Origin of the sequence: Acrocarpospora pleiomorpha, assembly GCF_009687885.1 — a bacterium.
In the GTDB taxonomy this organism is placed as follows: Bacteria; Actinomycetota; Actinomycetes; order Streptosporangiales; family Streptosporangiaceae; genus Acrocarpospora; species Acrocarpospora pleiomorpha.
The window spans coordinates 298,856-323,389 of sequence record NZ_BLAF01000006.1 but is presented as its reverse complement, the minus strand read 5'-3'; the positions used below and the strand labels follow the sequence as shown (position 1 = coordinate 323,389).

Genomic DNA, 24,534 nt, shown 5'->3' with positions numbered 1-24,534 from the left:
GTGGGTGGGAGAACCCCGAAAACAACGAAATGACGAAGCACCCGGACCCTTCGAGGATCCGGGTGCTTCGTTGGGCAGGACTAGCGGCCGTACTGGCCGAAGTCGTACTCCTCCAGCGGAACGGCCTCACCGGAGCCGGATCCGAAGGTGTAGTCGGAGGCGGAGCCGTCGTAGCCGCCGACCGTGTACATGGCGGCCTTGGCCTCCTCGGTGGGCTCGACCCGGATGTTGCGGTACTGGGGCATGCCCGTACCGGCCGGGATGAGCTTGCCGATGATGACGTTCTCCTTGAGGCCCAGGAGCGAGTCCGACTTGGCGTGGATCGCCGCGTCGGTGAGAACCCGGGTGGTCTCCTGGAAGGAAGCCGCCGACAGCCACGACTCGGTGGCCAGCGACGCCTTGGTGATACCCATCAGCACCGGACGACCGGAGGCGGGGGTGCCGCCCTCGGCGACGCACTCGCGGTTCATGCGCTCGAACTTCGGCCGCTCCACGAGCTCACCGGGCAGCATGTCGGCGTCGCCGGACTCCAGCACGTTCACGCGCTTGAGCATCTGGCGGACGATGACCTCGATGTGCTTGTCGTGGATGGACACACCCTGCGAGCGGTACACCTGCTGGACTTCCTCCACCAGGTGCAGCTGCACGGCGCGCGGGCCGAGGATGCGGAGCACCTCGTTGGGGTTGCGGGCACCGGCGATCAGCTGGTGGCCGACATCGATGTGCTGCCCCTCGGAGACCGCGAGCCGCGACCGCATCGAGACCGGGTAGGCGATCTCGTCCGAGCCGTCGTCCGGCGTGATCACGATCTTGCGGGTCTTGTCGGTCTCGTCGATCCGGACCCGGCCGGTGACCTCGCTGATCGGAGCCACACCCTTGGGGATGCGGGCCTCGAACAGCTCCTGCACACGCGGCAGACCGTGGGTGATGTCGGCGCCCGCCACACCACCGGTGTGGAAGGTCCGCATGGTCAGCTGGGTGCCGGGCTCGCCGATCGACTGGGCGGCGATGATGCCGACCGCCTCGCCGACGTCGACGAGCTTGCCGGTGGCCAGCGACCGCCCGTAGCAGGTGGCGCAGACCCCGATCTTGGCCTCGCAGACCAGCGTGCTGCGGGTCCGCACGGTCGCGATGCCGGCCTCGACCAGCGCCGTCACCGTCTGGTCGTTGATGTCGGTGCCCGCCGTGGCGATCAGCTTGCCGTCGACCTCCACGTCCTCGGCCAGGATCCGGCCGTGGATGTTGCTCTCCGCGTTCTCGGCCTTGACCAGGTTCCCGGCGTGGTCGCGCTCGGCGGTGTGCAGCGGGACCGCGCGGTCGGTGCCGCAGTCGATCTCGCGGACGATGACGTCCTGGGCCACGTCGACGAGTCGACGGGTCAGGTAGCCGGAGTCGGCGGTCCGCAGCGCGGTGTCCGCCAGACCCTTCCGCTGGCCGTGGGTGGAGATGAAGTATTCCAGCACCGACAGGCCCTCCCGGAAGGAGGACTTGATCGGCCGCGGGATCGTCTCACCCTTGGTGTTGGACACCAGGCCGCGGATACCGGCGATCTGCCGGACCTGCATCAGGTTTCCACGCGCGCCGGACTGCACCATCATCCAGATCGGGTTCGTCTTGGCGAACGCGTTCTGCATGTCCTCGGTGACGTCGCTGGTGGCGTGGGTCCAGATCTCGATGAGCTCCTGGCGGCGCTCCTCGTCGGTGATCAGACCGCGGTCGTACTCCCGCTGGACCTTGTCGGCCCGCTTCTCGTACGACTCCATGATCGCCGCCTTGTTCGGCGGGGCGATGACGTCGTCGATCGAGATGGTGACCCCGGCCCGGGTGGCCCAGTGGAAGCCCGCGTCCTTGAGCGCGTCCAGAGCGTTGGCGACCTCGACCTTGGGGTAGGTCTCGGCCAGCTCGTTGACGATCGCGGACAGCTGCTTCTTGCCGACCTGGTAGTTCACGAACGGGTAGTTCGCGGGCAGCGTCTGGTTGAACAGGCAGCGGCCGAGCGTCGTCTCCAGCCGCAGCGGGTCGCCGACCTCCCAGCCGTCGGGCGCCTCCCAGCCACGCGGCGGGGCGACGTCCTTCAGCCTGACCTGGATCTTGGCCTGCAGGTCCAGCTCGCGCCGGTCGTAGGCCATGAGCGCCTCGGAGACCGAGCCGAACACGCGCCCCTCACCGACGGCGTCGTCGCCCTGGGTGGTGAGCGAGTAGAGCCCGATGACCATGTCCTGGGTGGGCATCGTCACCGGCTTGCCGTCGGCCGGCTTGAGGATGTTGTTGGTCGAGAGCATCAGGATGCGCGCCTCGGCCTGGGCCTCGGCCGACAGCGGCAGGTGCACGGCCATCTGGTCGCCGTCGAAGTCCGCGTTGAACGCGGTGCAGACGAGCGGGTGGATCTGGATGGCCTTGCCCTCGACCAGCTGCGGCTCGAAGGCCTGGATGCCCAGGCGGTGCAGCGTCGGCGCCCGGTTGAGCAGCACCGGGTGCTCGGTGATGACCTCTTCCAGCACGTCCCACACGACCGGGCGGGCCCGCTCGACCATGCGCTTGGCGGACTTGATGTTCTGCGCGTGGTTGAGGTCCACCAGACGCTTCATCACGAACGGCTTGAACAGCTCCAGCGCCATCTGCTTGGGCAGGCCGCACTGGTGCAGCTTCAGCTGCGGGCCGACCACGATGACCGAACGGCCGGAGTAGTCGACACGCTTGCCCAGCAGGTTCTGCCGGAACCGGCCCTGCTTGCCCTTCAGCATGTCGCTGAGGGACTTGAGCGGGCGGTTGCCGGGCCCGGTGACCGGGCGGCCGCGGCGGCCGTTGTCGAACAGCGCGTCGACGGCCTCCTGCAGCATGCGCTTCTCGTTGTTCACGATGATCTCGGGCGCGCCGAGGTCGAGCAGCCGCTTGAGGCGGTTGTTGCGGTTGATGACCCGGCGGTACAGGTCGTTCAGGTCGGAGGTCGCGAACCGGCCACCGTCCAGCTGCACCATCGGGCGCAGGTCCGGCGGGATGACCGGGATGCAGTCCAGAACCATGCCGGCGGGCGAGTTCCTGGTGTTCAGGAACGCCGCCACGACCTTGAGCCGCTTGAGCGCGCGGGCCTTCTTCTGCCCCTTGCCGCTGCGGATCGTCTCGCGCAGGTTCTCCGCCTCCTGGTCGAGGTCGAAGCTCTGCAGCCGCTCCTGGATCGCCTGCGCGCCCATGCCGCCCTTGAAGTAGCGGCCGAACCGGTCGCGCATCTCGCGGTACAGCATCTCGTCGCCCTCAAGGTCCTGGACCTTGAGGTTCTTGAAGCGGCTCCAGACCTCGTCCAGGCGGTCCAGCTCGCGCTGGGCCCTGTCCCGGAGCTGGCGCATCTCGCGGTCGGCGCCCTCGCGCACCTTGCGGCGCGCGTCGCCCTTGGCCCCGGCGGCCTCCAGCTCGGCCAGGTCGCCTTCCAGCTTCTTCTGCCTGGCCTCGATGTCGGCGTCGCGCCGCTGCTCGACGTGCTGCCGCTCGACGGAGATCTTCGCCTCCAGCGAGGGCAGGTCGCGGTCGCGCATCTCCGCGTCCACCTGCGTGATCATGTACGCCGCGAAGTAGATGACCTTCTCCAGGTCCTTCGGGGCGAGGTCCAGCAGGTAGCCCAGACGCGACGGGACACCCTTGAAGTACCAGATGTGGGTGACCGGCGCGGCCAGCTCGATGTGGCCCATGCGCTCACGCCGCACCTTGGCCCGGGTCACCTCGACGCCGCAGCGCTCACAGATGATGCCCTTGAACCGGACACGCTTGTACTTGCCGCAGTAGCACTCCCAGTCCCGGGTCGGACCGAAGATCTTCTCGCAGAAGAGTCCGTCCTTCTCGGGCTTGAGGGTCCGGTAGTTGATGGTCTCCGGCTTCTTGACCTCGCCGTGCGACCACTGACGGATGTCGTCCGCGGTCGCCAGGCCGATCCTGAGCTCGTCGAAGAAGTTGACGTCCAGCATGTGCTATCTCCCCCTCAGACTTCTTCCACGCTGCTCGGCTCGCGCCGGGACAGATCGATACCGAGCTCCTCCGCGGCGCGGAAGACGTCCTCGTCGGTGTCGCGCATCTCGATGGACATGCCGTCGCTGGAGAGCACCTCGACGTTCAGGCACAGCGACTGCATTTCCTTGATGAGGACCTTGAAGGACTCCGGGATGCCCGGCTCGGGGATGTTCTCGCCCTTGACGATGGCCTCGTAGACCTTCACGCGGCCCAGCACGTCGTCGGACTTGATGGTCAGCAGCTCCTGCAGCGCGTAGGCGGCGCCGTAGGCCTCCAGCGCCCACACCTCCATCTCGCCGAACCGCTGCCCGCCGAACTGCGCCTTACCACCCAGCGGCTGCTGGGTGATCATCGAGTACGGACCGGTCGACCGGGCGTGGATCTTGTCGTCGACCAGGTGCAGCAGCTTCAGGATGTAGATGTAACCGACCGAGACCGGGTGCGGGAACGGCTCGCCGGAGCGGCCGTCGAACAGCCGGGCCTTGCCGTTCTCCCCGACCATGCGCGAGCCGTCCCTGTTCTTCAGGGTGTTGCTCAGCAGGCCGACGATCTCCTCCTCCTGGGCGCCGTCGAACACCGGCGTGGCGACCTTGGTGAACGGGTTGACCTCGCCGAGGCCCTTGTCGCGCAGGCGCTCGGCCCACGCGTCCTCGATCCCGGAGACGTCCCATCCTCGGGCGGCGATCCACCCCAGATGGGTCTCCAGGACCTGGCCGACGTTCATCCGGCCGGGCACGCCCAGCGGGTTGAGCACGATGTCGACCGCGGTGCCGTCCTCCAGGAACGGCATGTCCTCCACCGGCAGGATCTTGGAGATGACGCCCTTGTTGCCGTGCCGGCCCGCCAGCTTGTCACCGTCGGTGATCTTGCGCTTCTGCGCCACATACACCCGGACCAGCTCGTTCACACCCGGAGGAAGCTCATCGCCCTCCTCTCGGCTGAACACACGGACGCCGATGACCTTGCCGGACTCACCGTGCGGCACCTTCAGCGAGGTGTCGCGCACCTCACGCGCCTTCTCCCCGAAGATCGCGCGCAGCAGCCGCTCCTCCGGAGTCAGCTCGGTCTCACCCTTGGGCGTGACCTTGCCGACCAGGATGTCGCCGGTGACGACCTCGGCGCCGATGCGGATGATGCCGCGCTCGTCCAGGTCGGCCAGGACCTCCTCGGAGACGTTCGGGATGTCCCGGGTGATCTCCTCAGGCCCCAGCTTGGTGTCGCGGGCGTCGACCTCGTGCTCCTCGATGTGGATCGAGGACAGGACGTCGTCCTGGACCAGCCGCTGGGAGAGGATGATCGCGTCTTCGTAGTTGTGGCCTTCCCATGGCATGAACGCCACGAGCAGGTTCTTGCCGAGCGCCATCTCCCCGGTGTCGGTGCACGGCCCGTCGGCGATGACCTGGTTGACCTCGACCCGGTCGCCCTCGGCCACGATCGGCTTCTGGTTGAAGCAGGTGCCCTGGTTGGACCGCTTGAACTTGGCCACCCGGTAGGTGGTCCTGGTGCCGTCGTCGTTCATGACGGTCACGTAGTCGGCCGAGACCTCCTCGACCACGCCCGCCTTCTCGGCGTTGATCACGTCACCGGCGTCGGTGGCGGCGCGGTACTCCATGCCGGTGCCGACCAGCGGGGCCTCGCTCTTGAGCAGGGGCACCGACTGGCGCTGCATGTTGGAGCCCATCAGGGCGCGGTTGGCGTCGTCGTGCTCCAGGAACGGGATCATGGCGGTCGCCACCGACACCATCTGGCGCGGCGAGACGTCCATGTAGTCGACCTCGCTCGGGTGCACGGCCTCGAACTCGCCGCCCTTGCGGCGAGCCAGCACGCGCTCCTCGGCGAAGGCGCCGTCGGAGTGCAGCGTCGTGTTGGCCTGGGCCACCACGTGCCGGTCCTCCTGGTCGGCGGTGAGGTAGTCGACCTGCGCCGACACCTTGCCGTCGATCACCTTCCGGTACGGCGTCTCGACGAACCCGAAGGAGTTGATCCGGCCGAAGGAGGCCAGCGAACCGATCAGGCCGATGTTCGGGCCTTCCGGCGTCTCGATCGGGCACATCCGGCCGTAGTGGGACGGGTGCACGTCTCGGACCTCGAACCCGGCGCGCTCCCGGGACAGACCGCCGGGGCCGAGGGCCGACAGGCGCCGCTTGTGGGTCAGACCGGCCAGCGGGTTGGTCTGGTCCATGAACTGCGACAGCTGCGAGGTGCCGAAGAACTCCTTGATCGACGCCACCACGGGGCGGATGTTGATCAGGGTCTGCGGCGTGATGGCCTCGACGTCCTGGGTGGTCATGCGCTCCCGGACGACACGCTCCATCCGGGCCAGGCCCAGCCGGACCTGGTTCTGGATGAGCTCGCCCACGGTGCGCAGGCGGCGGTTGCCGAAGTGGTCGATGTCATCGGTCTCGATGATCACCGAACCGTCGGGGCCCATGGTCTCCTCGCCGGCGTGCAGCCGGACGATGTACTCGATGGTGGAGACGATGTCCTCGTCGGTGAGCGTGCCCTGAGTGATCTCAGAGTCCACTCCCAGCTTCTTATTGATCTTGTATCGGCCGACCTTGGCCAGGTCATACCGCTTGGGGTTGAAGTACAGGTTCTCCAGCAGCGTCTGCGCGGACTCCTTGGTCGGAGGCTCGCCCGGACGCAGCTTGCGGTAGATGTCCAGCAGCGCGTCGTCCTGGCCGGAGGTGTGATCCTTCTCCAGGGTGGCGCGCATCGACTCGTACTGACCGAAACGCTCAAGAATCTGGTCGGTCGTCCAGCCGAGCGCCTTGAGCAGGACCGTGACGGCCTGCTTGCGCTTGCGGTCGATACGGACGCCGACGCTGTCGCGCTTGTCGATCTCGAACTCGAGCCAGGCGCCGCGGGACGGGATCACCCGGCAGCCGTACAGGTCCTTGTCGGAGGTCTTGTCGACGCTGCGGTCGAAGTAGACACCCGGGGACCGCACCAGCTGGGAGACCACGACACGCTCGGTGCCGTTGATGATGAAGGTGCCCTTCGACGTCATGAGCGGGAAGTCGCCCATGAAGACCGTCTGGCTCTTGATCTCACCGGTGGTGTTGTTGATGAACTCCGCGGTCACGAACATCGGCGCGGAGTAGGTCATGTCCTTGTCCTTGCACTCGTCGACCGAGTACTTGGGCGGCTCGAACCGGTGGTCCCGGAACGACAGGGACATGGTTCCGGAGAAGTCCTCGATGGGACTGATCTCCTCAAAAATCTCTTCGAGGCCCGACTGGGCGGGTACGTCCTTCCGTCCGGCCAGCCTGGCCGCCTCGACCCGAGCCTTCCACTTCTCGTTACCGAGCAACCAGTCGAAGGACTCGGTCTGAAGAGCTAGAAGATCAGGAACTTCGAGTGGCTCCTGAATACGTGCGAAAGACACGGTACGGGGACCGGCGGGTACGGCGGAGGCGTTGCGCGAGGCTGCCAACAGATGTCCTTCCGAGGGCTCGCGGACTGACTACACGCACGCCAGACGACCATGCAGCAAGGTTACTGAGAGAAGCGGTCGTCAAAGGGCAGCGCAAAGGGGCAGTGTAGCCGATGGGCATACACCTGTCCACTCCGCTCTCGCTCTGCGCTCCACGTTGCTGGCAGCATCACCCGTCTGCGCCGAAACGTCAAGCCCGAGAGCCGACATTTCAGCTAACCAATGGCCAGCACGCTGGGTTTTTCCCTTCCGCGCCACATTCGAAAGCCGCAAGACCCTGTCGATACCCTCGACCGGGGGCAGCTAACGCTCTGTCACGCGGAGGACCGAACGTTGACCGACGGTCGACCTCTGCCGTGCATAGGGCATCCCCGGACAGGGGGGAGCCAAACCCAACCTTGACTAACAATTGAATAACGCGGCTCATCGGATGGGCGTGTTGCCCAAGAGGGTCGAAAGGTCCGAAACCAGCCAACGATCATCAATCCGTACCATGACCAGGCGCGCTCTGTTCTGGACCACCTGCCGGAGAGGGCTTCCGGCGCTGGTTTCGGACGAGGATGTGGTCACGTTGAGGAAGACCAGTACGCGGACCTCGTCCGGGGTCGCCGACTCCACGGCGGCGTCGGCGACTACTGCCTGTTGCACCGTTTTCTGCCGGGTCGCGGCGGGCTCGAGGGAGGCCGCGAGGCGCTCGTAGCGGGCCACGAGATCACCGGTGGCGTGCCCCTTGGCGCGGGCCAGATCTTCCTTGATCGTGCGGTAGTCGTAGGACAACATGTCGGCCGCGTAGGTGACGGCCGCGTTCGACGCCTCCTGGCCCGCCCGCCGGCTCTCCTCAAGCCGCCGCGCGTCCAGGAACACCCAGAGGGCCGCGACACCCGTCACGACCGCCAGGAGGGCCAGGAACGCGGTCAGCCGGAGTTTCATCGCGATCGGCCGGAGTTTCATCGCACCAGCTCCGCCTTGGACACCAGCCACTTGCCCGACTCCTTGACCAGGGTCATCCGCCAGCGGGTGAACCGCTCCTCCGCCGGGTCGTCCCGGTCCGCCCAGTCGATCACCGCGTCGGCCACCACCAGCGCCTGGGCGCTCGTGCCGGTGAAGGAGGTCAGCCCCGCACTGCGGAGCACGCCGGTCTGCTGGGACTTATTGGCCAGCGTGGCCCGCCGGAGCGTGGTCTCGTAGTCGGCCTTGGCCTCGCCGGTGGAAGTGGCCAGGATGCGGTTGAGGGTGGAGTCGAGCGTGCGGTGGTCCAGAGACAGCAGGTTGATCGCGTGAGTGGCGGCGATCTGGATGGCGGCCTGCCGATCGGCGGCCACGGCCAGCTCCTCGGCCCTGCTCTGCCAGGCCAGCCACCCCAGCCCCGCGAACCCAACACTGAGCAGAGCCAGGGCAACGTTCAGCCGGACCGGCGCCCGGCGCACGTCACGCACGCCAACCTCCACAGGAAGTCAGCTCTGGCGATAGACCTCTTCGCCGAACGAACGACCGCCACCGACCTCCGCTAGAAGTCAGCCGCGTTGATAGACCTCTACGTCGAACGGACGACCGGCATAGGCCTCCGCAGGAGATCAGCTCTGGCGATAGACCTCTTCGCCGAACGAACGACCGCCACCGACCTCCGCAGGAAGTCAGCCGCGTTGATAGACCTCTTCGCCGAACGAACGACCGCCACCGACCTCCGCTGGAAGTCAGCCGCGTTGATAGACCTCTGCGTCGAACGGACGACCGGCATAGGCCTCCGCAGGAGATCAGCTGCGGGGGGATCGGCGGCGGCTCGCCGGGGTCGTGGCCGGGCAGCGCCTTGGCCGCCAGCTCGGCGGCGTCCTCCGATATCCCGATTTCCACGCCCACACTGGGCACGGTATAGGAATGCGAAAGGAGCGGCCCACCGAAGTGAACCGCTCCTTCTTGACTAGCGCGACAAGCGTTACTTGACGGTGACGCCGGCGCCGGCGCCCTCCAGGGCGGCCTTGGCCTTCTCCGCCTGCTCCTTGCTGACCTTGCCGTCGAAGACAGACTTGGGAGCGCCGTCCACGAGGTCCTTGGCCTCCTTGAGGCCCAGGCTGGTGAGGGCCCGGATCTCCTTGATGACCTGGATCTTCTTGTCGCCGGCCGACTCGAGGATGACCTCGAACTCGTCCTGCTCCTCGACCTCTTCCACCGCGGCGGCGGGGCCGGCGGCGGCGGCAACGGCGACCGGGGCGGCGGCCTTGACGTCGAAGGTGTCCTCAAAGAGCTTCACGAAGTCGGACAGCTCAAGGAGGGTCATCTCCTTGAAGGTGTCGAGCAGCTCTTCGGTGCTGAGCTTCGCCATGGTGTTCCTCCAGTGATCTAGCTACGTTTTCAAAGGGACCGCGGTCTGCGCTTCCCCCCGCTTTCGCGGACCTTCCTGATTACTCGCCGGCCTCTTCGCGCTTGGCGCGCAGGGCTTCGGCCAGTCGAGCCATCTGCGTGGGCAGCGCGGCGAAGGTGGCGGCAGCCTGGGACTGCTTGGCCTTCAGGGCGCCGGCCAGCTTCGCGAGGAGCACCTCGCGGGACTCAAGGTCAGCCAGCTTGGAGATCTCGGCCGGGGTCATCGCCTTGCCGTCGACGACACCGCCCTTGATCACCAGAAGGGGGTTGGCCTTGGCGAATTCACGCAGACCCTTGGCCGCCTCCACCACGTCGCCCTTGACGAAGGCGATCGCGGTCGGGCCGGTGAGCAGCCCGTCCAGGGCGGTGATCCCGGCGTTGTTCGCCGCGATCTTGGTCAGCGTGTTCTTCGCCACGGCGAACTTCGCATTCCCACCGAGAGAGACGCGCAGCTGCTTGAGCTGGGCGACGGTGAGACCGCGGTATTCGGTCAGAACAGCGGCGCTGGAGCTGTCGAACTCGCTCGTGAGCTCGGCGACCGCGCCGGTCTTCTCCGACTTCGCCATGGGCCCTCCTTCCAGATGTGCCACCGGCGAAGGCGTGAAAACGAACAAGCCCCGGCGCAGGGCGCACGGGGCTCACAGTTAAGCGAAGCTCACATCCACACCTGCGCGGGCCGTCCACTCACGTGGATCCTTCGGTCAACGGGCTTGTAGGCACCCGAAGACGACCGGCGGTCTTTGGCATGGACCAGAGTACGTGTCAATCCCCCAATTACCAAATCAGTGAGCCCGCCGAACGTGGGTCATTCGGTGACAGGGGCGTTCTTTGGCATTTCGCCGACCTGGTCGGCCGGTGGGGCGGCGATTGAGAGTTGTTCGTTGAAGGAGGTGAAGACCAGGGCGGCGGTGAAGGTGGCGCCCTCGGCGTCGCCGTTCAGCTGGATTTTGCGGGGTAGGCCCTGGTCGTCGATCCAGGCGTCGAACTTCATGTCCTTGACCGTGGACAGCTGGCCGCTCAGCGCGTCCTGCGATTCCTTGGGCAGCAGCTTGACCGCCTCGGCCACCGGGAAGGTGCCCGCGTAGTGCGTGGTCTGCACGTTGCCGACGGTCTCGTTGCCGACCGCCTTGACGTCCTTGGAGGCGGTGAGCAGGGCCACGCTGGACTTCAGGTCGATCTGCTGGGCCTGGCTGAGGAACTGCCGCACGCTGGCGTCGTCGCCGACCTCGCTGAGGCCCACCTTGACCCACGGCTTGGTGGTGCCCGTCAGCTGCTTGAGCACGTCCAGCTTCAGGTATGCGGTCTCGTCGACCAGGATGGCGCGCACGCCGCCGGGCAGTGGCTGGCCCGCGAAGCTCACCTGGCTGAGGTTGATGTCGGAGGCGAGCGTGGGCTTCTGCTGCAGCAGCATGGTGCCGCGCACGTTGCCCGTGGAACCCTTCGGGTCACTGAAGTCGACCACGATGTCGGCGGCGTAGGACGTGACATCCTCGGCCTTCTGGGCGGTCTGCGCTAAGGCGTCGGCCGCCGAAAGCTGGACCTCCCCGAGGGGCTGAGCCGTCGTCGTGCCACACCCGGCCGCGGCGATCAGCGCGGCGGCCACCAGAAGTCGGCGCATTATGGTTCGTCCTTTCGTCGCCCAGAGCCTACGTTCGCGGGAAGATCGACGCGTCGCCGGCGCGATATCCGCACACTTTCTCAACACAAGATGGCTCCCACACAAACGAAGACCCCCACCCGGCTACCCGGATGGGGGTCGTTCAGACCTGAAACGATCAGGCGTCGAGCTCGGCGGTCATGCCCCGCGTCGCGTTCGGGTCGACCGGGATGCCGGGGCCCATGGACGTGGCGAAGGTGACCTTCTTCAGGTAGCGGCCCTTGGCGGCGGACGGCTTGAGCCGCAGCACCTCGTCCAGGGCGGCGGCGTAGTTCTCCACCAGCTGGCGCTCCTCGAAGGAGGCCTTGCCGATGATGAAGTGCAGGTTCGCGTGCCGGTCCACCCGGAACTCGATCTTGCCGCCCTTGATGTCGGTGACGGCCTTGCCGACGGCCGGGGTGACGGTGCCGGTCTTCGGGTTGGGCATCAGGCCACGCGGACCGAGCACCCGGCCCAGGCGGCCGACCTTGCCCATCAGGTCCGGCGTGGCCACGACGGCGTCGAAGTCGAGGCGGCCCTTGGCCACCTCGTCGATGAGCTCGTCGGCGCCCACGATGTCGGCGCCAGCGGCGCGGGCCTCCTCGGCACGGTCACCGGTCGCGAAGACCAGGACCCGGGCGGTCTTGCCGGTGCCGTGCGGGAGGTTGACGGTGCCGCGGACCATCTGGTCGGCCTTGCGCGGGTCGACGCCCAGCCGCAGGGCCACCTCGACGGTGGCGTCGAACTTGGTGGTGGCGGTCTTCTTGGCCACCCGGACGCCGTCCAGCGGCGACAGGACGGCCTCGCGGTCGATCTGCACCGCCGCGTTCTTCCAGTTCTTGCTGCGCTTCACTTTCTTCTCCTAATGGAGTTCGTGGTACGGGCCGCGCGAGGCCCTTCCACTGGGTTGCGAAAAGTCTTACTCGGCGACCGTGATGCCCATGGACCGGGCGGTGCCGGCGATGATGCGCTCGGCCATCTCGATGTCGTTGGCGTTCAGGTCGGGCATCTTCGTCTCGGCGATCTGCCGCAGCTGCTCCTTGGTGAGGTGACCCACCTTGGTCTTCAGCGGGTTGGCGGAGCCGCCCTTGAGGCCGAGCGCCTTCTTGATCAGTTCAGGCGCCGGGGGCGTCTTCGTGATGAAGGTGAAGCTGCGGTCTTCGAAGATGGTGATCTCGACGGGGATGATGTTGCCCCGCTGGGCTTCCGTCGCCGCGTTGTACTGCTTGACGAATTCCATGATGTTCACGCCGTGCGGACCGAGCGCGGTGCCGACGGGCGGCGCGGGCGTGGCCTGGCCAGCGGGAAGCTGGACCTTCACCAACGCCGCGATTTTCTTCTTGGGAGGCATGACTCTCTCCGGGTCCTCAATGATTTCCGTGGTGCCCCGGCGTTACCTGCCTGAGGGCAGCCTGGGGCGTCCCCGCGTGGCGGGGAGAACTAGACGAGTCTACTTGACCGAAGCAGAGACCCGGGACAGGGACAGATGCCTGGCGTCAGATCTTCGAGACCTGGTTGAACGAGAGCTCCACCGGGGTCTCCCGGCCGAAGATCGACACCAGCACCTTGAGCTTCTGCGACTCGGGGCTGATCTCGCTGACCGAGGCGGGCAGCGTGGCGAACGGGCCGTCCATGACGGTGACCGACTCGCCGATCTCGAACTCGACCGTGGAGGCCGTGGCCTTCGCGGAGGCCTTCTTGACCTCTTCGGTCGGCTCAGGCGCGAGCAGCTTGGCCACCTCGTCGAGGTTGAGCGGGCTCGGCTTGTTGGACAGGCCCACGAAGCCGGTCACGCCGGGCGTGTTCCGCACGGCGGCCCAGGACTCGTCGGTCAGGTCCATCCGGACCAGCACGTAGCCGGGGAGCACCCGCTCCTTGATCGGCGTCTTCTTGCCACCCTTGAACTCGGTGACCGTGTGGGTCGGCACCTCGACCTGGAAGATGAAATCCTCCATGTTGAGGGAGCCGGTGCGGCTCTCGATGTTCTGCTTCACCCGGTTCTCGTAGCCCGCGTACGAATGGATCACATACCACTCGCCGAACTGGCCGCGGAGCTGGCGCTTGAACTCTTCGATCGGGTCGACATCGGGAAGCACATCACCGTCTTCGTCAACAGCGGAGACAGCCTCGGCTTCAGCGTCGCCGGTGGCCTCCTCGACCTCCGACTCGACCTCTTCTGCCTCTTCCGTCGTCTCGGCTTCCCACTCGTCGTGCTCGTCGTGGGAGCCGTCGACCGGCAGCGGGGACTCGGACACGGTGACTATTCCTCTTTCCTCGATGAACTGGACATGCGCGATCAGGAACCGAAGACCGCGAGCACGCCCTTCGTCAGCAGGAAGTCGAGCAGAGACACGATTCCCACCATGATCAGACAGAACCCCAGCACCACGATGGTGTAGTTGATCAGGTCTTTCCGGGTGGGCCAAATGACCTTACGCAGCTCGCTGACGGCCTGCCGATAGAAAAGGGCGGGAGAGGTGCGTTTCTTCTTCTCGCCGCTCGGCTTGCCTGGCTGTGCCGCGGCCTCGCCGCGCGTGTCGATCGCCACAGTCCTCACCTGATCCGTCGTGTCCATCGCAACTGGCGGCTCTTACGCCCTCATAGTGCGCGGACCGCACTCCGCAGGGCACGAGGGACTCGAACCCCCAACCGCCGGTTTTGGAGACCGGTGCGCTACCAATTGCGCTAGTGCCCTAAGCCGTGCACCACCCTACCCGACTGTTTCGGCGTTGTGGCCCACTAGACGGTGAAGTGTACGTGGGAATGGCTGCTTCGTCGAACCAGTTGGCAGCCGCACCTTCACCGCAGCTCAAAGCTACCGTGCGGGGTTGTCCGGATGATGGAATTGCGGAGGAGACACGGGGCGTGTTCTGAAAACATGGAGTCATGACCCGAATCTCCGCGCGTGTCGCCGCTATCACCGAATCCGCCACCCTGGCCGTGGACGCCAAAGCCAAGGCGATGCGGGCGGCCGGCCGCCCGGTGATCGGGTTCGGCGCCGGCGAGCCCGATTTCCCGACGCCCGACTACATCATCGAGGCCGCGGTCGAGGCGTGCCGCAATCCGCGCTTCCACAAGTACACCCCGGCGGGCGGCCTGCCCGAGCTCAAGCAGGCCATCGCCGAGAAGACCAAGCGCGACTCGGGCTTCGCCGTGGACGCCGCGCACGTGCTGGTCACCAACGGCGGCAAGCAGGCCGTGTACGAAGCCTTCGCCACCCTGCTGAACCCGGGCGACGAGGTGCTCGTGGTCGCGCCGTACTGGACCACCTATCCGGAGGCGATCAAGCTGGCCGGGGGTGTGCAGGTGGACGTGCTCACCGATGAGAGCACCGGCTACCTGGCCTCGGTGGAGCAGCTGGAGGCGGGCCTGACCGAGCGCACGACGACGCTGCTGCTGGTCTCGCCGTCCAACCCGACCGGCGCGGTCTACTCCCCCGCCCAGATCGGCGAGATCGGCCGCTGGGCGCTGGAGAAGGGCCTCTGGGTGGTCACCGACGAGATCTACGAACATCTCGTGTACGGCTCCGCCAAGTTCACCAGCGTGGCGACCGCCGTGCCCGAGTTGCGGGACAAAGTCGTCGTGGTGAACGGGGTCGCGAAGACGTACGCGATGACGGGTTGGCGGGTCGGCTGGCTGATCGGCCCGGCCGACGTGGTGAAGGCGGCCACCAACCTGCAGTCGCATGCCACCTCGAACGTGTCGAACGTGGCCCAGGCGGCGGCGCTGGCGGCCGTCAGCGGGGATCTGACCGCGGTGACCGCGATGCGGGAGGCGTTCGACCGGCGGCGGCAGGCGATGGTGCGGCTGCTCAACGAGATTCCGGGCGTGGTGTGCCCTGAACCTTTCGGGGCGTTCTACGCCTACCCCTCGGTCAAGGAGCTGCTGGGCAAGGAGCTGCGGGGGCAGCGGCCCGCGACGACGGCGGAGCTGGCGGAGCTGATCCTGGAAGAGGCGGAAGTCGCCCTGGTTCCGGGTGAGGCCTTCGGGACACCTGGCTACTTCCGCCTCTCCTATGCGCTCGGTGACGAGGACCTCGCCGAGGGCATCAGCCGGTTGGCCAAACTGTTCGCCGAGGCGCGCTAGCCCGCCAGGGTGAGCCCTTCGGCGACCTTGATGAGCTCGGCCTCGAGCGTGGCCGCGTCCAGCTTCTCGGCCACGCTCGGTTCCAGGACGACGAGCACGCCGTGCGTGTCGTCGAGGACTCGGGCGATCATGTTGCCGTCGTTCAGGTAGGTGTTCTCGGCGACCTTCTTGCCGTCCAGCCTGCCGTCCTGGTCCAGGGTCGTGGCGCCGTCCTTGTACACGCCAACCCATACGCCGCACTCGCCCGGGGTGTCACAGCCCTGGGGCAGGTAGCCGACGCTGACGCCTTCGACCACGAAGGGGGTGGTGACCGGCTCGGGCGTCACAGGGGCGGGCAGGATGTCGGTGGCCTCGGGGGTGGGGGTGGCCGCCACGCTGACGGGCGGGCCGGAGGTCAGGCTCATCGTCACCGGGACGGCCACGGCGGCCGTGGCGGTGACCAGGGCGGCGCCCGCCGTCCTGAGTCTGATGGTGGCGCGGCGGCTGCGGCGGCGCACCGACCGGCCCATCATGGGGCTGGCGTGCACGTTCGCGACATGTTGTGCCATCGCTTCCTTCAGTGCGTGTTCGGTGTTCATACCGGCACTCCTTCCACAAGACGCTCTCTGATCCGGGCGAGCCCTCTGGCCGCCTGGCTTTTCACGGTTCCGATCGCGCAGCCCAGGGCGGCGGCGGTCTCGGCTTCCGACATGTCCTCCCAGTAGCGGAGGACGATCACCGCCCGCATCCGGGCGGGCAGCTTCCGCAGTTCGGCCATGAGCGCGTCGCGCAGGCCGTGGTCGACCGCGTCCACGGCGGTCTCGGGCGGGCGGGCGAAGGTGATCTCCTGGATCACCCGGTTGCGCCGGGCCCGGCTGATCGCCGCGTTGACCACCACCCGCCGGGCGTACGCCTCCGGGTTGTCGTGCCGGATGCGACCCCAGTGCCGGTAGACCCGCTCCAGCGCGCCCTGGACCAGATCTTCGGCGTCATGCGGCGACGCCCCGCAGACCAGGACGGCGGTGCGGAGCAGCGCGGTGCTGCGCGCGGCCAGGAACTCGTCGAAGGCCGCTTCGTCTTCCTCGGTCATGAGCTCCCCTTTCGACCCTCCACAACGCGTGAAGCCCGCCCGAGGTTGAGCGCTGTTACGGCAGGATAAGGAGATGTCGCGCCCGCTCCTGGCCCTCCCGAAGGCCCACCTCCATCTGCACTTCACCGGTTCCATGCGGCACAGCACGCTGATCGAGCTGGCCATCGACCACGGTGTGCACCTGCCGGACGCGCTGGTCCAGGACTGGCCGCCGCAGCTGCGCGCCACCGACGAGCGCGGCTGGTTCCGGTTCCAGCGGCTCTACGACATCGCCCGTTCGGTGCTGCGCCGCCCCGAGGACGTCTACCGGCTGCTCAGGGAGGCCGCCGAGGACGAGCGGGCGGAAGGCTCGCGCTGGCTGGAGATCCAGGTGGACCCCTCGGGTTACGCCCAGCGGTTCGGCGGGCTGACCCCGACGCTGGAGCTGATGCTGGACGCGGCGGAACGCGCCGCCAAGCAGGTCGGGGTCGGGATGGCGGTGATCGTCGCCGCCAACCGCACCCGGCACCCGCTGGACGCCAGGACGCTGGCCCGGCTGGCCACCCAGTATCAGGACCGGGGCGTGATCGGCTTCGGCCTGTCCAACGACGAGCGCCGGGGCCGGGCCAGGGATTTCGACGGCGCGTTCCGGATCGCCAAGCGGGCGGGCCTGCTGGCCGTGCCACACGGGGGCGAACTGCTGGGCGCGGTCAGCGTGGCCGAGTGCGTGGACGATCTGGACGCCGACCGGGTGGGGCACGGCGTGCGGGCCGCCGAGAACGCCCGCCTGATGGAGCGACTCGCCGACCGGCAGATCGCCTGCGAGGTGTGCCCGCTGTCCAACGTCGGACTCGGCGTGGTCGAACGGCCCGAGGACGTACCACTGCGCCGACTCTTCGACGCCGGCGTCCCGATCGCCCTGGGCGCCGACGACCCGCTCCTGTTCGGCGCCCGCCTGCTCCCCCAGTACGAACTGGCCAGAGACGTGTACGGCTTCCGCGACGCCGAACTCGCCGAACTCGCCCGACAATCGATCCGCTCCTCGGCGGCCCCGGACTCCCTGAAGAAGGAACTACTCACCGAGATCGACACCTGGCTGGCGGGCTAGCGGACTGAGTTGGCGATCTGGCGGGCTTCGACGGTGGTGGTGGGGCCTTCGAGGCGCATGCCGATTGGGCCGTGTTGCCAGATCAGGGTTGGTCCGGCTAGGCGTAGGTCCTGGGGTGGGCCCGTGGCTGGGGTGTACTGGAGGCCGTGGGGCTGTTGGATCCAGATGCCGATGACGCCGTCGACGGTTACCTCCTCCGGCCAGGGTGGGCCCAGTTCCTTGCGCCAGGTGCTTTGGAGGCGGCCGTCGTACTGGTCGAGGCGGATGCCGGGCCAGAACATCGAGACCACTCGGCCGCCGTCGGCGATTCTGACGTCGGCGGGGTCGCCTAGGGCGGTGGGGACGAGTAGGGGGAACCGTACCTGGGTGCGGGCTTCGGGCAGGGTGACGCGGCGTTCGCCGGGCAGGGGGGAGGGCGCGCCGGACGGGAGCGGGGCCGGTTCGCCGACGCGGATCTCGACTCCGGCGAAGCGGAGGATGGAAACGACGGCGGCGCGGCCCTGTGGGGTGGCCGCCACCAGCACTACGAGGAACGCGGCGACGATCGCCGCGATCCGCGAGCGGAACCGTCGGCGCGCTTCCGGTGCGGAACCTCGCGAGCGGAAGCGCGCTCCCAGCGCGGAAGGCCGCAAGCGGAACCGCTGGCGAACTCCCCGAGCGGCGGCCTCGGAAGCGTCGCGTTCCAGGGTCGCGCGGACGGCGCGGGCGACGTCGGCAGGTGGGCTCGGCTCGGGGACGGCCAGTGCGTCGCTCAGCGCGCGTAGCTCGTCCTCTAGCTCCCCGAATCCCGAAATGTCATCAGAATCGTTAGAGAAGTTCACGGCCCACCTCCTCTCGAAGTCGCCGCAGGCCGCGGAAGGTCCGGGATTTCACCGAGCCCACGGGGCAACCCAGCACTTCGGCAGTTTCGGCTTCCGACAACTGCAGGAAATACCGGCAAACCACCGCTTCACGTTCCCGATCAGGTAACCCTCGGACGGCGGCGAGCAAACGCGACGACCGGTCGGCCGCGACGACGACCTCTTCCGGATCCCCTTCCGCGGACAAGCCCTCAGGCTCCTGACCGAGGCGGACTGCGAGCTCGGCCCGCCGACCCCGCGAACGCGTCAGGTTGTGCGTCTCGTTGGCCACGATCCGCAGCAGCCACGGCTTGAACGCCGAATCCCGCCGAAATCCCGACAAATGACGGTACGCCTTGACGAAAGCCTCCTGGACCACGTCCTCGGTCTCGTGGCCCGCGCCGAGCAGGTGCGCGGTCCGGTGCGCGACAGCGCTGTACCGGGCGACCAGCACCTCGTAGGCGCCCAGATCGCCGGACAACGCGCGGGCTATCGCCTCGTCGTCCTGCATGCGCGGGGGATCATCTTCCAGGGGGACGGGATCATTCGGGAGCGGGAAGATTCCACCGTACAACTCGCGAATTGGGAAGCCCGCCCAGAGCGTGTCCGACCGCGCCTTCCGGCGACTGCTCGCCTTCGCGATATCCGCGCTCGAACTCCGCGTCGCCCAGCGCGGCCCTGACCTGGCGTTCGGTCTCCAGGCGAGGGCCGCCGAAGTCGGGCGAGCCGAACTGGCTCAGGCCGAAGCTATCCCAGATGCGCTGGCCCGCGCCGAGCAGCCGGGCCGCGCGCGGATGATCGCCCACAGCGCAGGCCGTCATCGCCAGCTGATCGACCGCGACCGCGCTGCTCAGCAGATCGCCGAACCGCCACACCGCCCGCAGCCCGGCGCGCGCCAGCCGATCGGCCGCCACCGGGTCGCCCCGGCCCAGCTCCACCCGGGACCTGATGTAATCGCCGCCCGACCTCGCCCAGACCTCCCCGGCGCTCTCGCACTCGGCCCGCTGCTCGGCCATCAGGGCGGCGGCCCGCTCGTGCTCATCGCGCATCAGCAGGCACAGGCCGAGCACGGTCGCGGCCACCAGCTTGCCGACATGCCGCCCACCCGCCCGCTCGAAGTAGCCGATCGCCTGCTCCACCGTCACGCCGCCGCGCTCGGGATCGCCCTTGACGATGGTCAGCGCGCCCAGGCTGAGGTGGGCGTAGCCGGCGCCGACCCAGTCCCGCTGCTCCAGGGCGGCCTCGCAGGCCTCGGCGGTGCGATGCGCGACCAGATCCAGGTCGCCCTGGGCGAACGACACCCAGGCCGCCGCCCACAGCGCCTTCGTCCTGGCCGGTCCCGGCTTGCCGTTGCGTTCCAGCGCCCGGTCCAGGTAGTAACGCCCTTCCCGGATCTCGCCGAGACAGAACCAGACGAACCACAGCGCGCCGACCAGCTCCAGGCCGACCGCGCTGGCGATGCTGTGGTCCAGGGCCAGCCGCAGGTTGGGCAACTCGCAGCGGACCCACAGCGCCCAGGTGAACTGGTTGGGGCCGAACCAGTCGGCGTCGGCCTCCCGGGCCAGGGTCAGGTAATAGTCCCGGTGCCGCCGGAGCTGGAGTTCCTCCTCGCCGAGCTCGCGCAGCCAGTCCCGGCCGTACTCGCGGATGGTGTCGAGCATGCGGTAGCGGTCGTCGTCGGCCCGCACGATGGACTTGTCGGCCAGCCGGGCCAGCACCCCGGGCACGTTGCCGAGCCGCTCGTCGGCGCAGACCTGCCCGGCCGCCTCCACGTCGAAGGACCCGGCGAAGACCGACAGCCGGGCCCAGAGCAGCCGCTCGTCGGGCGTGCACAGCTCGTGGCTCCACCCCACCGCCGACCGCAGCCCGTCATGCCGCCCGGTACGGCTCCCGCCGCCCAACAGCGCGAACCGATCATCCAGCCGGTCGGCCAGCTCCTGCGGGGAGAGCGCGCGCAGCCGCCGGGCGGCCAGTTCGAGCGCCAGCGGGATGCCCTCCAGGCGGGTGCAGAGCCGTACCACCGCGTCGGTGGGGGTGAACTGGGGAAGGACCGCGACGGCGCGGTCGCAGAACAGGCGCTGGGCGTCGGCGTCGGCGAGCGGTTCGACCCGGTAGACGCATTCGGACGGCAGGCCGAGCGGCTGGCGGCTGGTCGCCAGCACGCGCACGCCGGGGGCGGCGACCAGGATGCGGGTGACCAGGTCGCGGGTGGCCGCGATGAGGTGCTCGCAGGTGTCCAGGATGAGCAGCAAGCGCTTGTCGGCCAGGTGTTCCGCCACCACCTCGGCCTGCGGCCGTACCGACTGCTCGCGCAGACCGAGCGCGGCGGCGACCGCGTGCGCGAGCAGGTCGCCGTTCTGCTCGGCGGCGAGTTCGGCGAAGTAAACGTGCTCCACCGCGGTGGCGGCGGCGCGGATGGCGAGCCTGGTCTTGCCGACCCCGCCTGGGCCGGTCAGCGTCACCAGTCGTGAATCGCCCATTAATCGGCTGACCTCGGATAATTCCAGGTCGCGGCCGACAAAGGTGCTCGTCTCGGCGGGCAGATTCACGCCCGCAGCAAATCACGCTCAGGGCCGGTATTGGACCACACCTGTGGAGAAAACCACTCCTTGGGAAGATATTTCTAACGCATAGTCCAGGCCGGCCTGGCGGCCCCTGGCCAGCGCGGCCTCGTACCCGGCGTCCCCCAGGGCACTTCTGGCCCGCGTCTCACCGGCGGCGTGCGAGGCGTGGAAATGCCGCGAGCCGAACAGCGGCGGGCCGACCGAACGCCACAGCCTGGCCGCGGCGCCCCGCAGCAGCGCCGCCCGCTCGTGCTCGTCCGCGTCGCCCAGCACCAGGGCCAGCAGCTGCACGTCCAGCACGGCGGCGACCGGGTCGTTGAAGGCCCGGCTGAGCCGCAGCGACTCGCGAGCCAGCCGGTCCGCGGCGGCCAGCTCTCCGTTCGCCCAGTGCGCGTACGCCTGGACGTAGTGCGCGTACGACAGCACCCAGCTCTCGCCGTGGGCCTCGCATTCGGCCGTGACCTCCTGGCAGAGCTCGGCGCTGTCGTCGAACCGGCCGGCGACGGCCAGCGACATGGCCAGTTCGACCTTGCCGAGCAGGACCTGGCTGTCCAGGATGCCGAGCCAGGCATACTGGTCCAGGGCGTCCTCCAGGAGCGGGACGGCGGCGGCGTGGTCGTCGGTGAACAGGGCGGCGCAGCCGAGCCGGTGGGCGGCCCTCACCCTGGTCCTGTTGTCGGCTTGGTTGCCGCCACCCTCGCGGCACTCCTCCAGCAGGGCGATGGCGTGGTCGATGTCACCGAGCAGCAGGGCCACGTAGCCGCCCGCCCACAGCGCCTTGGCCCGCTCGGGGGTCGGCGCGGAGTCGAGCGCCAGGCCCTGCTCCAGCCAGTGGCGGCCCTCGCCGAGATAGCCGCAGCCGACCCAGAAGAACCAGAGGCTGGCGGCCAGGTCGAGGCCGTCGCGGACCTCGCCGGGGACGCTCAGGCAGAACTCCAGCGCGCTGCGCAGGTTGCCGTGCTCGGCGCGGGTCCTGGCGAAGACCTCCTCCTGGCCGGGGCCGAACCACTCGGTCTCGCCCCGGCGGGCCAGCCGCAGGTAGTAGTTCTTGTGGCGGCGGCGGAGCCGGAAGGTCTCCTCCTCGCCGAGGCGGTGCAGCCACTCCTCGCCGTACTCCCGGACGGTGGCCAGCATGCGGTAGCGGGAACCCTGCTCGCGGACCAGGATCGAACGTTCCACCAGGCCGCTGATCAGGTCCAGCACCTCGTGCGACGGGATGACGCGGTCGGCGCAGACCTCCTCGGCGGCGGCCAGGTCGAAGCGGCCGGCGAAGACCGCCAGCCGGGCCCAGAGCAGGCGCTCCCCCGGGGAGCACAGCTCGTGGCTCCAGCCGATCACGGCCCGCAGGCCGTCCAGCAGGTGGAAGCGGTCCTCGAGGCCGCGGATGATCTCGGCCACCGACTGGTCGGCGAGGCGGACGGCGGCCAGTTCGATGGCGAGCGGGATGCCGTCGAGCCGCTCGCACAGCCCCCCGTCCTCGACCAGCGACCGCTGGGCACGCTCGTTGAGCAGGGCGATCGCGTCGGGTCTGGCCATCGGGCCGACCACGAACAGGTGCTCACCCGCCACGTCCAGCGCCTGCCGGCTGGTGACCATGATCCGCAGGTCGGGAGCGGCCTTGAGCAGGGTCTCGGCCAGCTGCGCGCAGCCGTCCACCACCGAGTCGGCACCGTCGAAGATCAGCAGCTGCCGGCGATCGGCCAGGTAGGCGGCGAGCGCCTCCTCCTGCCGGGCCGTCTGGTCGGCGAGCGGGAGCGCGTCCGCCACCGCGTGGCTGAGCAGGTCGGGTTGGCGAACCTTGGCGAGATCCACCAGAGTGACGCCGTCGGGGAAGCTCGCCCGCACGCTCTCGGCCACCGCCAGAGCCAGCCGGGACTTCCCGATTCCGCCGACCCCGGTCAGCGTGACCAGGCGGGACAGCTCCAGAAGACGCGCGACTTGGGTGATCTCCGACCTGCGGCCGACGAAGCTGGCCAGTTCGGCGGGCATTCACAAATCGTATCCCTCGATGCCGGGACTGCGGGTTCTGAATCATCCGTCCGGGTTGGGGCACTAGACTCGGCACACCGCCACCTGCCGTAAACGAGGGACGCATGTCTGGGTATGACCGAGTAGTTCAGCCGGCGGCTGGAGACGAGGCCCTGGAGAACCATCTGGGCGGGGACGAAGCCCGGAATTACCGGCAGTATGAGTTCGACATGGTCGCGCCGCATGTGGGGCGGTCGATGTTGGAGATCGGGTCCGGGCTCGGGCACTTCGCCGAGCAGTTCCTGCCCCGGCTGGATCGGCTGGTGGTGAGCGACTTCGATCCGTACTGCGTGGAGCAGTTGGAGAAGCGGTTCGTCGAGCGGGATGACATCGAGGTGCTGCAGTTCGGGCTGCCGACCGCGATTCCGCTGGAGAACAAGGTCGACACCGTGGTGATGATGAACGTCCTGGAGCACATCGAGGAGGACGTGGCGGCGCTGCGCTCGCTGGCGGAGGTCACCCAGCCGGGCGGCAGGATCATCATTTGGGTGCCCGGATATATGCAGCTTTATGGGGACTTCGATAAGAAGGTCGGGCATGTCACGCGGTATACGCCGGCGACGCTGGGGCGGACCGTCGCCGCGGCGGGGCTGGACGTGGACGTGCTGAAGCCGATCAACTTCATCGGCGGCATCGCCTGGTGGCTGGCCGTGCGGCGGGGCGGGGTCGGGTATCCGAATCCCCGGCTGGTCAAGATCTATGACCGTACGGTGGTGCCGACCACGCGCTTCATCGAGCGGTTCATCCGGCCGCCGTTCGGGCAGACGGTGTTCTGCGTGGCCCGGGTTCCGTTCTGATCAGAAAGTCGTGATCTAGACAGCCGTTTTCCCACGGATTTCCCACCTTTCTCCGGTCGTCGGCCCAGGCTGCGGCGCTTTGCTGGGTGCTATGAGAACGAAGCTGGCGCTTGGCGCCGCCATCGTCGCCACGGTGTTCCTGACCTCGGCCACCGCCGCCGCGGACCCCGCCGCTCCGTCCGCCCCGGCCGCGCCCGCGGTCGCCACCGGTGCCGCGTACATCCCGGCGGGGGCGTACACGATCGCCGACTCGCTGGTGACGGCGGACTCGACGCTGCGCGGGCCGCGCCTGCGCGGCAAGTTCAACCGGTGGGTGGTCGGCATCCACGGCTCGGCGACCGTGCGGGAGAAGAAGAACACCTTCGTCACCTACACCTGGCAGCGGGGCGCGATCACCGCGAAGGGCGCCGCCACGCTCACCGTGAAGAGCCGTGACGGGGTGACCTGGACCTGGAACACGGCCACCGACACCCGGTTCCGGCGGGCCGGCGCGAAAGCCGACTTCACCAAGCTCGTGGTGGGCGACTGGGTGTTCACCATCGGCGTCCCCGGGACCCCGAACCCGACGGCCACCGCGGTCCTCGTCCCGAAGAATAAAGCCGTGGTGAGCTAAATACGGACATATAGGGCTTCCG

General features: G+C 68.3%; 21 protein-coding genes and 1 tRNA gene. 4 read left to right on the top strand and 18 right to left on the bottom strand.

The window, feature by feature from the left end; genetic code table 11:
- Positions 1-80: 80 nt before the first annotated feature.
- The 12 genes from Aple_RS05870 to Aple_RS05815 form a co-directional block, all read right to left on the bottom strand.
- Positions 81-3,956 carry a DNA-directed RNA polymerase subunit beta' gene (locus Aple_RS05870; protein WP_155343425.1) on the bottom strand — a complete coding sequence of 1,292 codons (3,876 nt, stop codon included), beginning with the start codon at positions 3,954-3,956 and terminating at the stop codon, positions 81-83.
- A 14-nt stretch (positions 3,957-3,970) separates the two neighbouring features.
- On the bottom strand, positions 3,971-7,435 hold the full coding sequence (gene rpoB, locus Aple_RS05865; protein WP_155343424.1) for a DNA-directed RNA polymerase subunit beta: 3,465 nt from the start codon (positions 7,433-7,435) through the stop codon (positions 3,971-3,973).
- Between the two features lie 423 nt (positions 7,436-7,858).
- Positions 7,859-8,386: an Rv1363c family protein gene (locus Aple_RS05860; protein WP_246264153.1), complete on the bottom strand. Its 528-nt coding sequence runs from the start codon at positions 8,384-8,386 to the stop codon at positions 7,859-7,861.
- Positions 8,383-8,871: an Rv1363c family protein gene (locus Aple_RS05855; protein WP_155343423.1), complete on the bottom strand. Its 489-nt coding sequence runs from the start codon at positions 8,869-8,871 to the stop codon at positions 8,383-8,385. Before Aple_RS05855 ends, Aple_RS05860 begins: the two co-directional genes overlap by 4 nt.
- 497 nt (positions 8,872-9,368) lie before the next feature.
- Positions 9,369-9,755, bottom strand: coding sequence for a 50S ribosomal protein L7/L12 (gene rplL, locus Aple_RS05850; protein ID WP_155343422.1), 387 nt, complete (start codon positions 9,753-9,755; stop codon positions 9,369-9,371).
- A 79-nt stretch (positions 9,756-9,834) separates the two neighbouring features.
- Entirely contained in the window at positions 9,835-10,359 is a 525-nt protein-coding gene (rplJ, locus tag Aple_RS05845; RefSeq protein WP_155343421.1) for a 50S ribosomal protein L10, read from the bottom strand.
- A gap of 239 nt (positions 10,360-10,598) precedes the next feature.
- Positions 10,599-11,411 carry an SCO4651 family lipoprotein gene (locus tag Aple_RS05840; protein ID WP_155343420.1) on the bottom strand — a complete coding sequence of 271 codons (813 nt, stop codon included), beginning with the start codon at positions 11,409-11,411 and terminating at the stop codon, positions 10,599-10,601.
- A gap of 157 nt (positions 11,412-11,568) precedes the next feature.
- Complete coding sequence (gene rplA / locus Aple_RS05835) at positions 11,569-12,282, bottom strand: 50S ribosomal protein L1 (RefSeq protein WP_155343419.1); 714 nt, start codon at positions 12,280-12,282, stop codon at positions 11,569-11,571.
- A 66-nt stretch (positions 12,283-12,348) separates the two neighbouring features.
- Complete coding sequence (rplK, locus tag Aple_RS05830; protein ID WP_155343418.1) at positions 12,349-12,780, bottom strand: 50S ribosomal protein L11; 432 nt, start codon at positions 12,778-12,780, stop codon at positions 12,349-12,351.
- A gap of 145 nt (positions 12,781-12,925) precedes the next feature.
- Positions 12,926-13,684, bottom strand: coding sequence for a transcription termination/antitermination protein NusG (gene nusG / locus Aple_RS05825; protein ID WP_155343417.1), 759 nt, complete (start codon positions 13,682-13,684; stop codon positions 12,926-12,928).
- A gap of 41 nt (positions 13,685-13,725) precedes the next feature.
- Positions 13,726-13,977, bottom strand: a complete 252-nt coding sequence (gene secE / locus Aple_RS05820; protein ID WP_155343416.1) for a preprotein translocase subunit SecE — start codon at positions 13,975-13,977, stop codon at positions 13,726-13,728.
- Positions 13,978-14,051: 74 nt separating this feature from the next.
- Positions 14,052-14,124, bottom strand: a tRNA-Trp gene (locus tag Aple_RS05815).
- A 191-nt stretch (positions 14,125-14,315) separates the two neighbouring features.
- Here Aple_RS05815 and Aple_RS05810 point away from each other — a divergent pair.
- Positions 14,316-15,515 (top strand): pyridoxal phosphate-dependent aminotransferase, encoded by a 1,200-nt coding sequence (locus Aple_RS05810; protein ID WP_155343415.1) that lies wholly within the window; start codon positions 14,316-14,318, stop codon positions 15,513-15,515.
- Here the strand turns inward: Aple_RS05810 and Aple_RS05805 are convergent.
- Both Aple_RS05805 and Aple_RS05800 read right to left on the bottom strand, forming a co-directional pair.
- A complete protein-coding gene (locus Aple_RS05805; RefSeq protein WP_155343414.1) occupies positions 15,512-16,093 on the bottom strand; it encodes a hypothetical protein in 582 nt (193 codons plus the stop codon). The two genes, Aple_RS05810 and Aple_RS05805, sit on opposite strands and share 4 nt — an antisense overlap.
- Positions 16,090-16,584 carry a SigE family RNA polymerase sigma factor gene (locus Aple_RS05800; RefSeq protein ID WP_155343413.1) on the bottom strand — a complete coding sequence of 165 codons (495 nt, stop codon included), beginning with the start codon at positions 16,582-16,584 and terminating at the stop codon, positions 16,090-16,092. Before Aple_RS05800 ends, Aple_RS05805 begins: the two co-directional genes overlap by 4 nt.
- A 73-nt stretch (positions 16,585-16,657) precedes the next feature.
- Between Aple_RS05800 and Aple_RS05795 the strand changes: the two genes are divergently transcribed.
- Positions 16,658-17,671, top strand: coding sequence for an adenosine deaminase (locus Aple_RS05795; protein WP_155343412.1), 1,014 nt, complete (start codon positions 16,658-16,660; stop codon positions 17,669-17,671).
- Here Aple_RS05795 and Aple_RS05790 read toward each other — a convergent pair.
- From Aple_RS05790 to Aple_RS05775, 4 genes are read right to left on the bottom strand one after another with little or no spacing between them, the layout of a single operon-like run.
- A complete protein-coding gene (locus Aple_RS05790) occupies positions 17,668-18,492 on the bottom strand; it encodes a hypothetical protein (protein ID WP_155343411.1) in 825 nt (274 codons plus the stop codon). The genes Aple_RS05795 and Aple_RS05790 overlap by 4 nt on opposite strands.
- Complete coding sequence (locus Aple_RS05785; protein WP_155343410.1) at positions 18,479-19,021, bottom strand: RNA polymerase sigma factor; 543 nt, start codon at positions 19,019-19,021, stop codon at positions 18,479-18,481. The genes Aple_RS05790 and Aple_RS05785 overlap by 14 nt, the downstream gene beginning before the upstream one ends.
- 31 nt (positions 19,022-19,052) lie before the next feature.
- Positions 19,053-21,059 (bottom strand): ATP-binding protein, encoded by a 2,007-nt coding sequence (locus Aple_RS05780; RefSeq protein ID WP_155343409.1) that lies wholly within the window; start codon positions 21,057-21,059, stop codon positions 19,053-19,055.
- 18 nt (positions 21,060-21,077) lie between these two features.
- Entirely contained in the window at positions 21,078-23,063 is a 1,986-nt protein-coding gene (locus Aple_RS05775; protein ID WP_155343408.1) for an ATP-binding protein, read from the bottom strand.
- 104 nt (positions 23,064-23,167) lie between these two features.
- Between Aple_RS05775 and Aple_RS05770 the strand changes: the two genes are divergently transcribed.
- Both Aple_RS05770 and Aple_RS05765 read left to right on the top strand, forming a co-directional pair.
- Positions 23,168-23,899: a class I SAM-dependent methyltransferase gene (locus tag Aple_RS05770; RefSeq protein ID WP_155343407.1), complete on the top strand. Its 732-nt coding sequence runs from the start codon at positions 23,168-23,170 to the stop codon at positions 23,897-23,899.
- Between the two features lie 91 nt (positions 23,900-23,990).
- A complete protein-coding gene (locus Aple_RS05765; RefSeq protein ID WP_155343406.1) occupies positions 23,991-24,512 on the top strand; it encodes a hypothetical protein in 522 nt (173 codons plus the stop codon).
- Positions 24,513-24,534 lie beyond the last annotated feature (22 nt).

What these genes read in the sequence shown, in the direction of transcription:
- rplK (WP_155343418.1), bottom strand. Translation starts at nt 12,780, where the DNA reads ATGCCTCCCAAGAAGAAAATCGCGGCGTTGGTGAAGGTCCAGCTTCCC.
- Aple_RS05805 (WP_155343414.1), bottom strand. Translation starts at nt 16,093, where the DNA reads ATGAACACCGAACACGCACTGAAGGAAGCGATGGCACAACATGTCGCG.
- Aple_RS05765 (WP_155343406.1), top strand. Translation starts at nt 23,991, where the DNA reads ATGAGAACGAAGCTGGCGCTTGGCGCCGCCATCGTCGCCACGGTGTTC.
- Aple_RS05785 (WP_155343410.1), bottom strand. Translation starts at nt 19,021, where the DNA reads ATGCAGGACGACGAGGCGATAGCCCGCGCGTTGTCCGGCGATCTGGGC.
- Aple_RS05800 (WP_155343413.1), bottom strand. Translation starts at nt 16,584, where the DNA reads ATGACCGAGGAAGACGAAGCGGCCTTCGACGAGTTCCTGGCCGCGCGC.
- Aple_RS05860 (WP_246264153.1), bottom strand. Translation starts at nt 8,386, where the DNA reads ATGAAACTCCGGCCGATCGCGATGAAACTCCGGCTGACCGCGTTCCTG.
- rplL (WP_155343422.1), bottom strand. Translation starts at nt 9,755, where the DNA reads ATGGCGAAGCTCAGCACCGAAGAGCTGCTCGACACCTTCAAGGAGATG.
- Aple_RS05775 (WP_155343408.1), bottom strand. Translation starts at nt 23,063, where the DNA reads ATGCCCGCCGAACTGGCCAGCTTCGTCGGCCGCAGGTCGGAGATCACC.
- Aple_RS05810 (WP_155343415.1), top strand. Translation starts at nt 14,316, where the DNA reads ATGACCCGAATCTCCGCGCGTGTCGCCGCTATCACCGAATCCGCCACC.
- Aple_RS05840 (WP_155343420.1), bottom strand. Translation starts at nt 11,411, where the DNA reads ATGCGCCGACTTCTGGTGGCCGCCGCGCTGATCGCCGCGGCCGGGTGT.
- Aple_RS05770 (WP_155343407.1), top strand. Translation starts at nt 23,168, where the DNA reads ATGTCTGGGTATGACCGAGTAGTTCAGCCGGCGGCTGGAGACGAGGCC.
- Aple_RS05795 (WP_155343412.1), top strand. Translation starts at nt 16,658, where the DNA reads ATGTCGCGCCCGCTCCTGGCCCTCCCGAAGGCCCACCTCCATCTGCAC.
- rplJ (WP_155343421.1), bottom strand. Translation starts at nt 10,359, where the DNA reads ATGGCGAAGTCGGAGAAGACCGGCGCGGTCGCCGAGCTCACGAGCGAG.
- Aple_RS05870 (WP_155343425.1), bottom strand. Translation starts at nt 3,956, where the DNA reads ATGCTGGACGTCAACTTCTTCGACGAGCTCAGGATCGGCCTGGCGACC.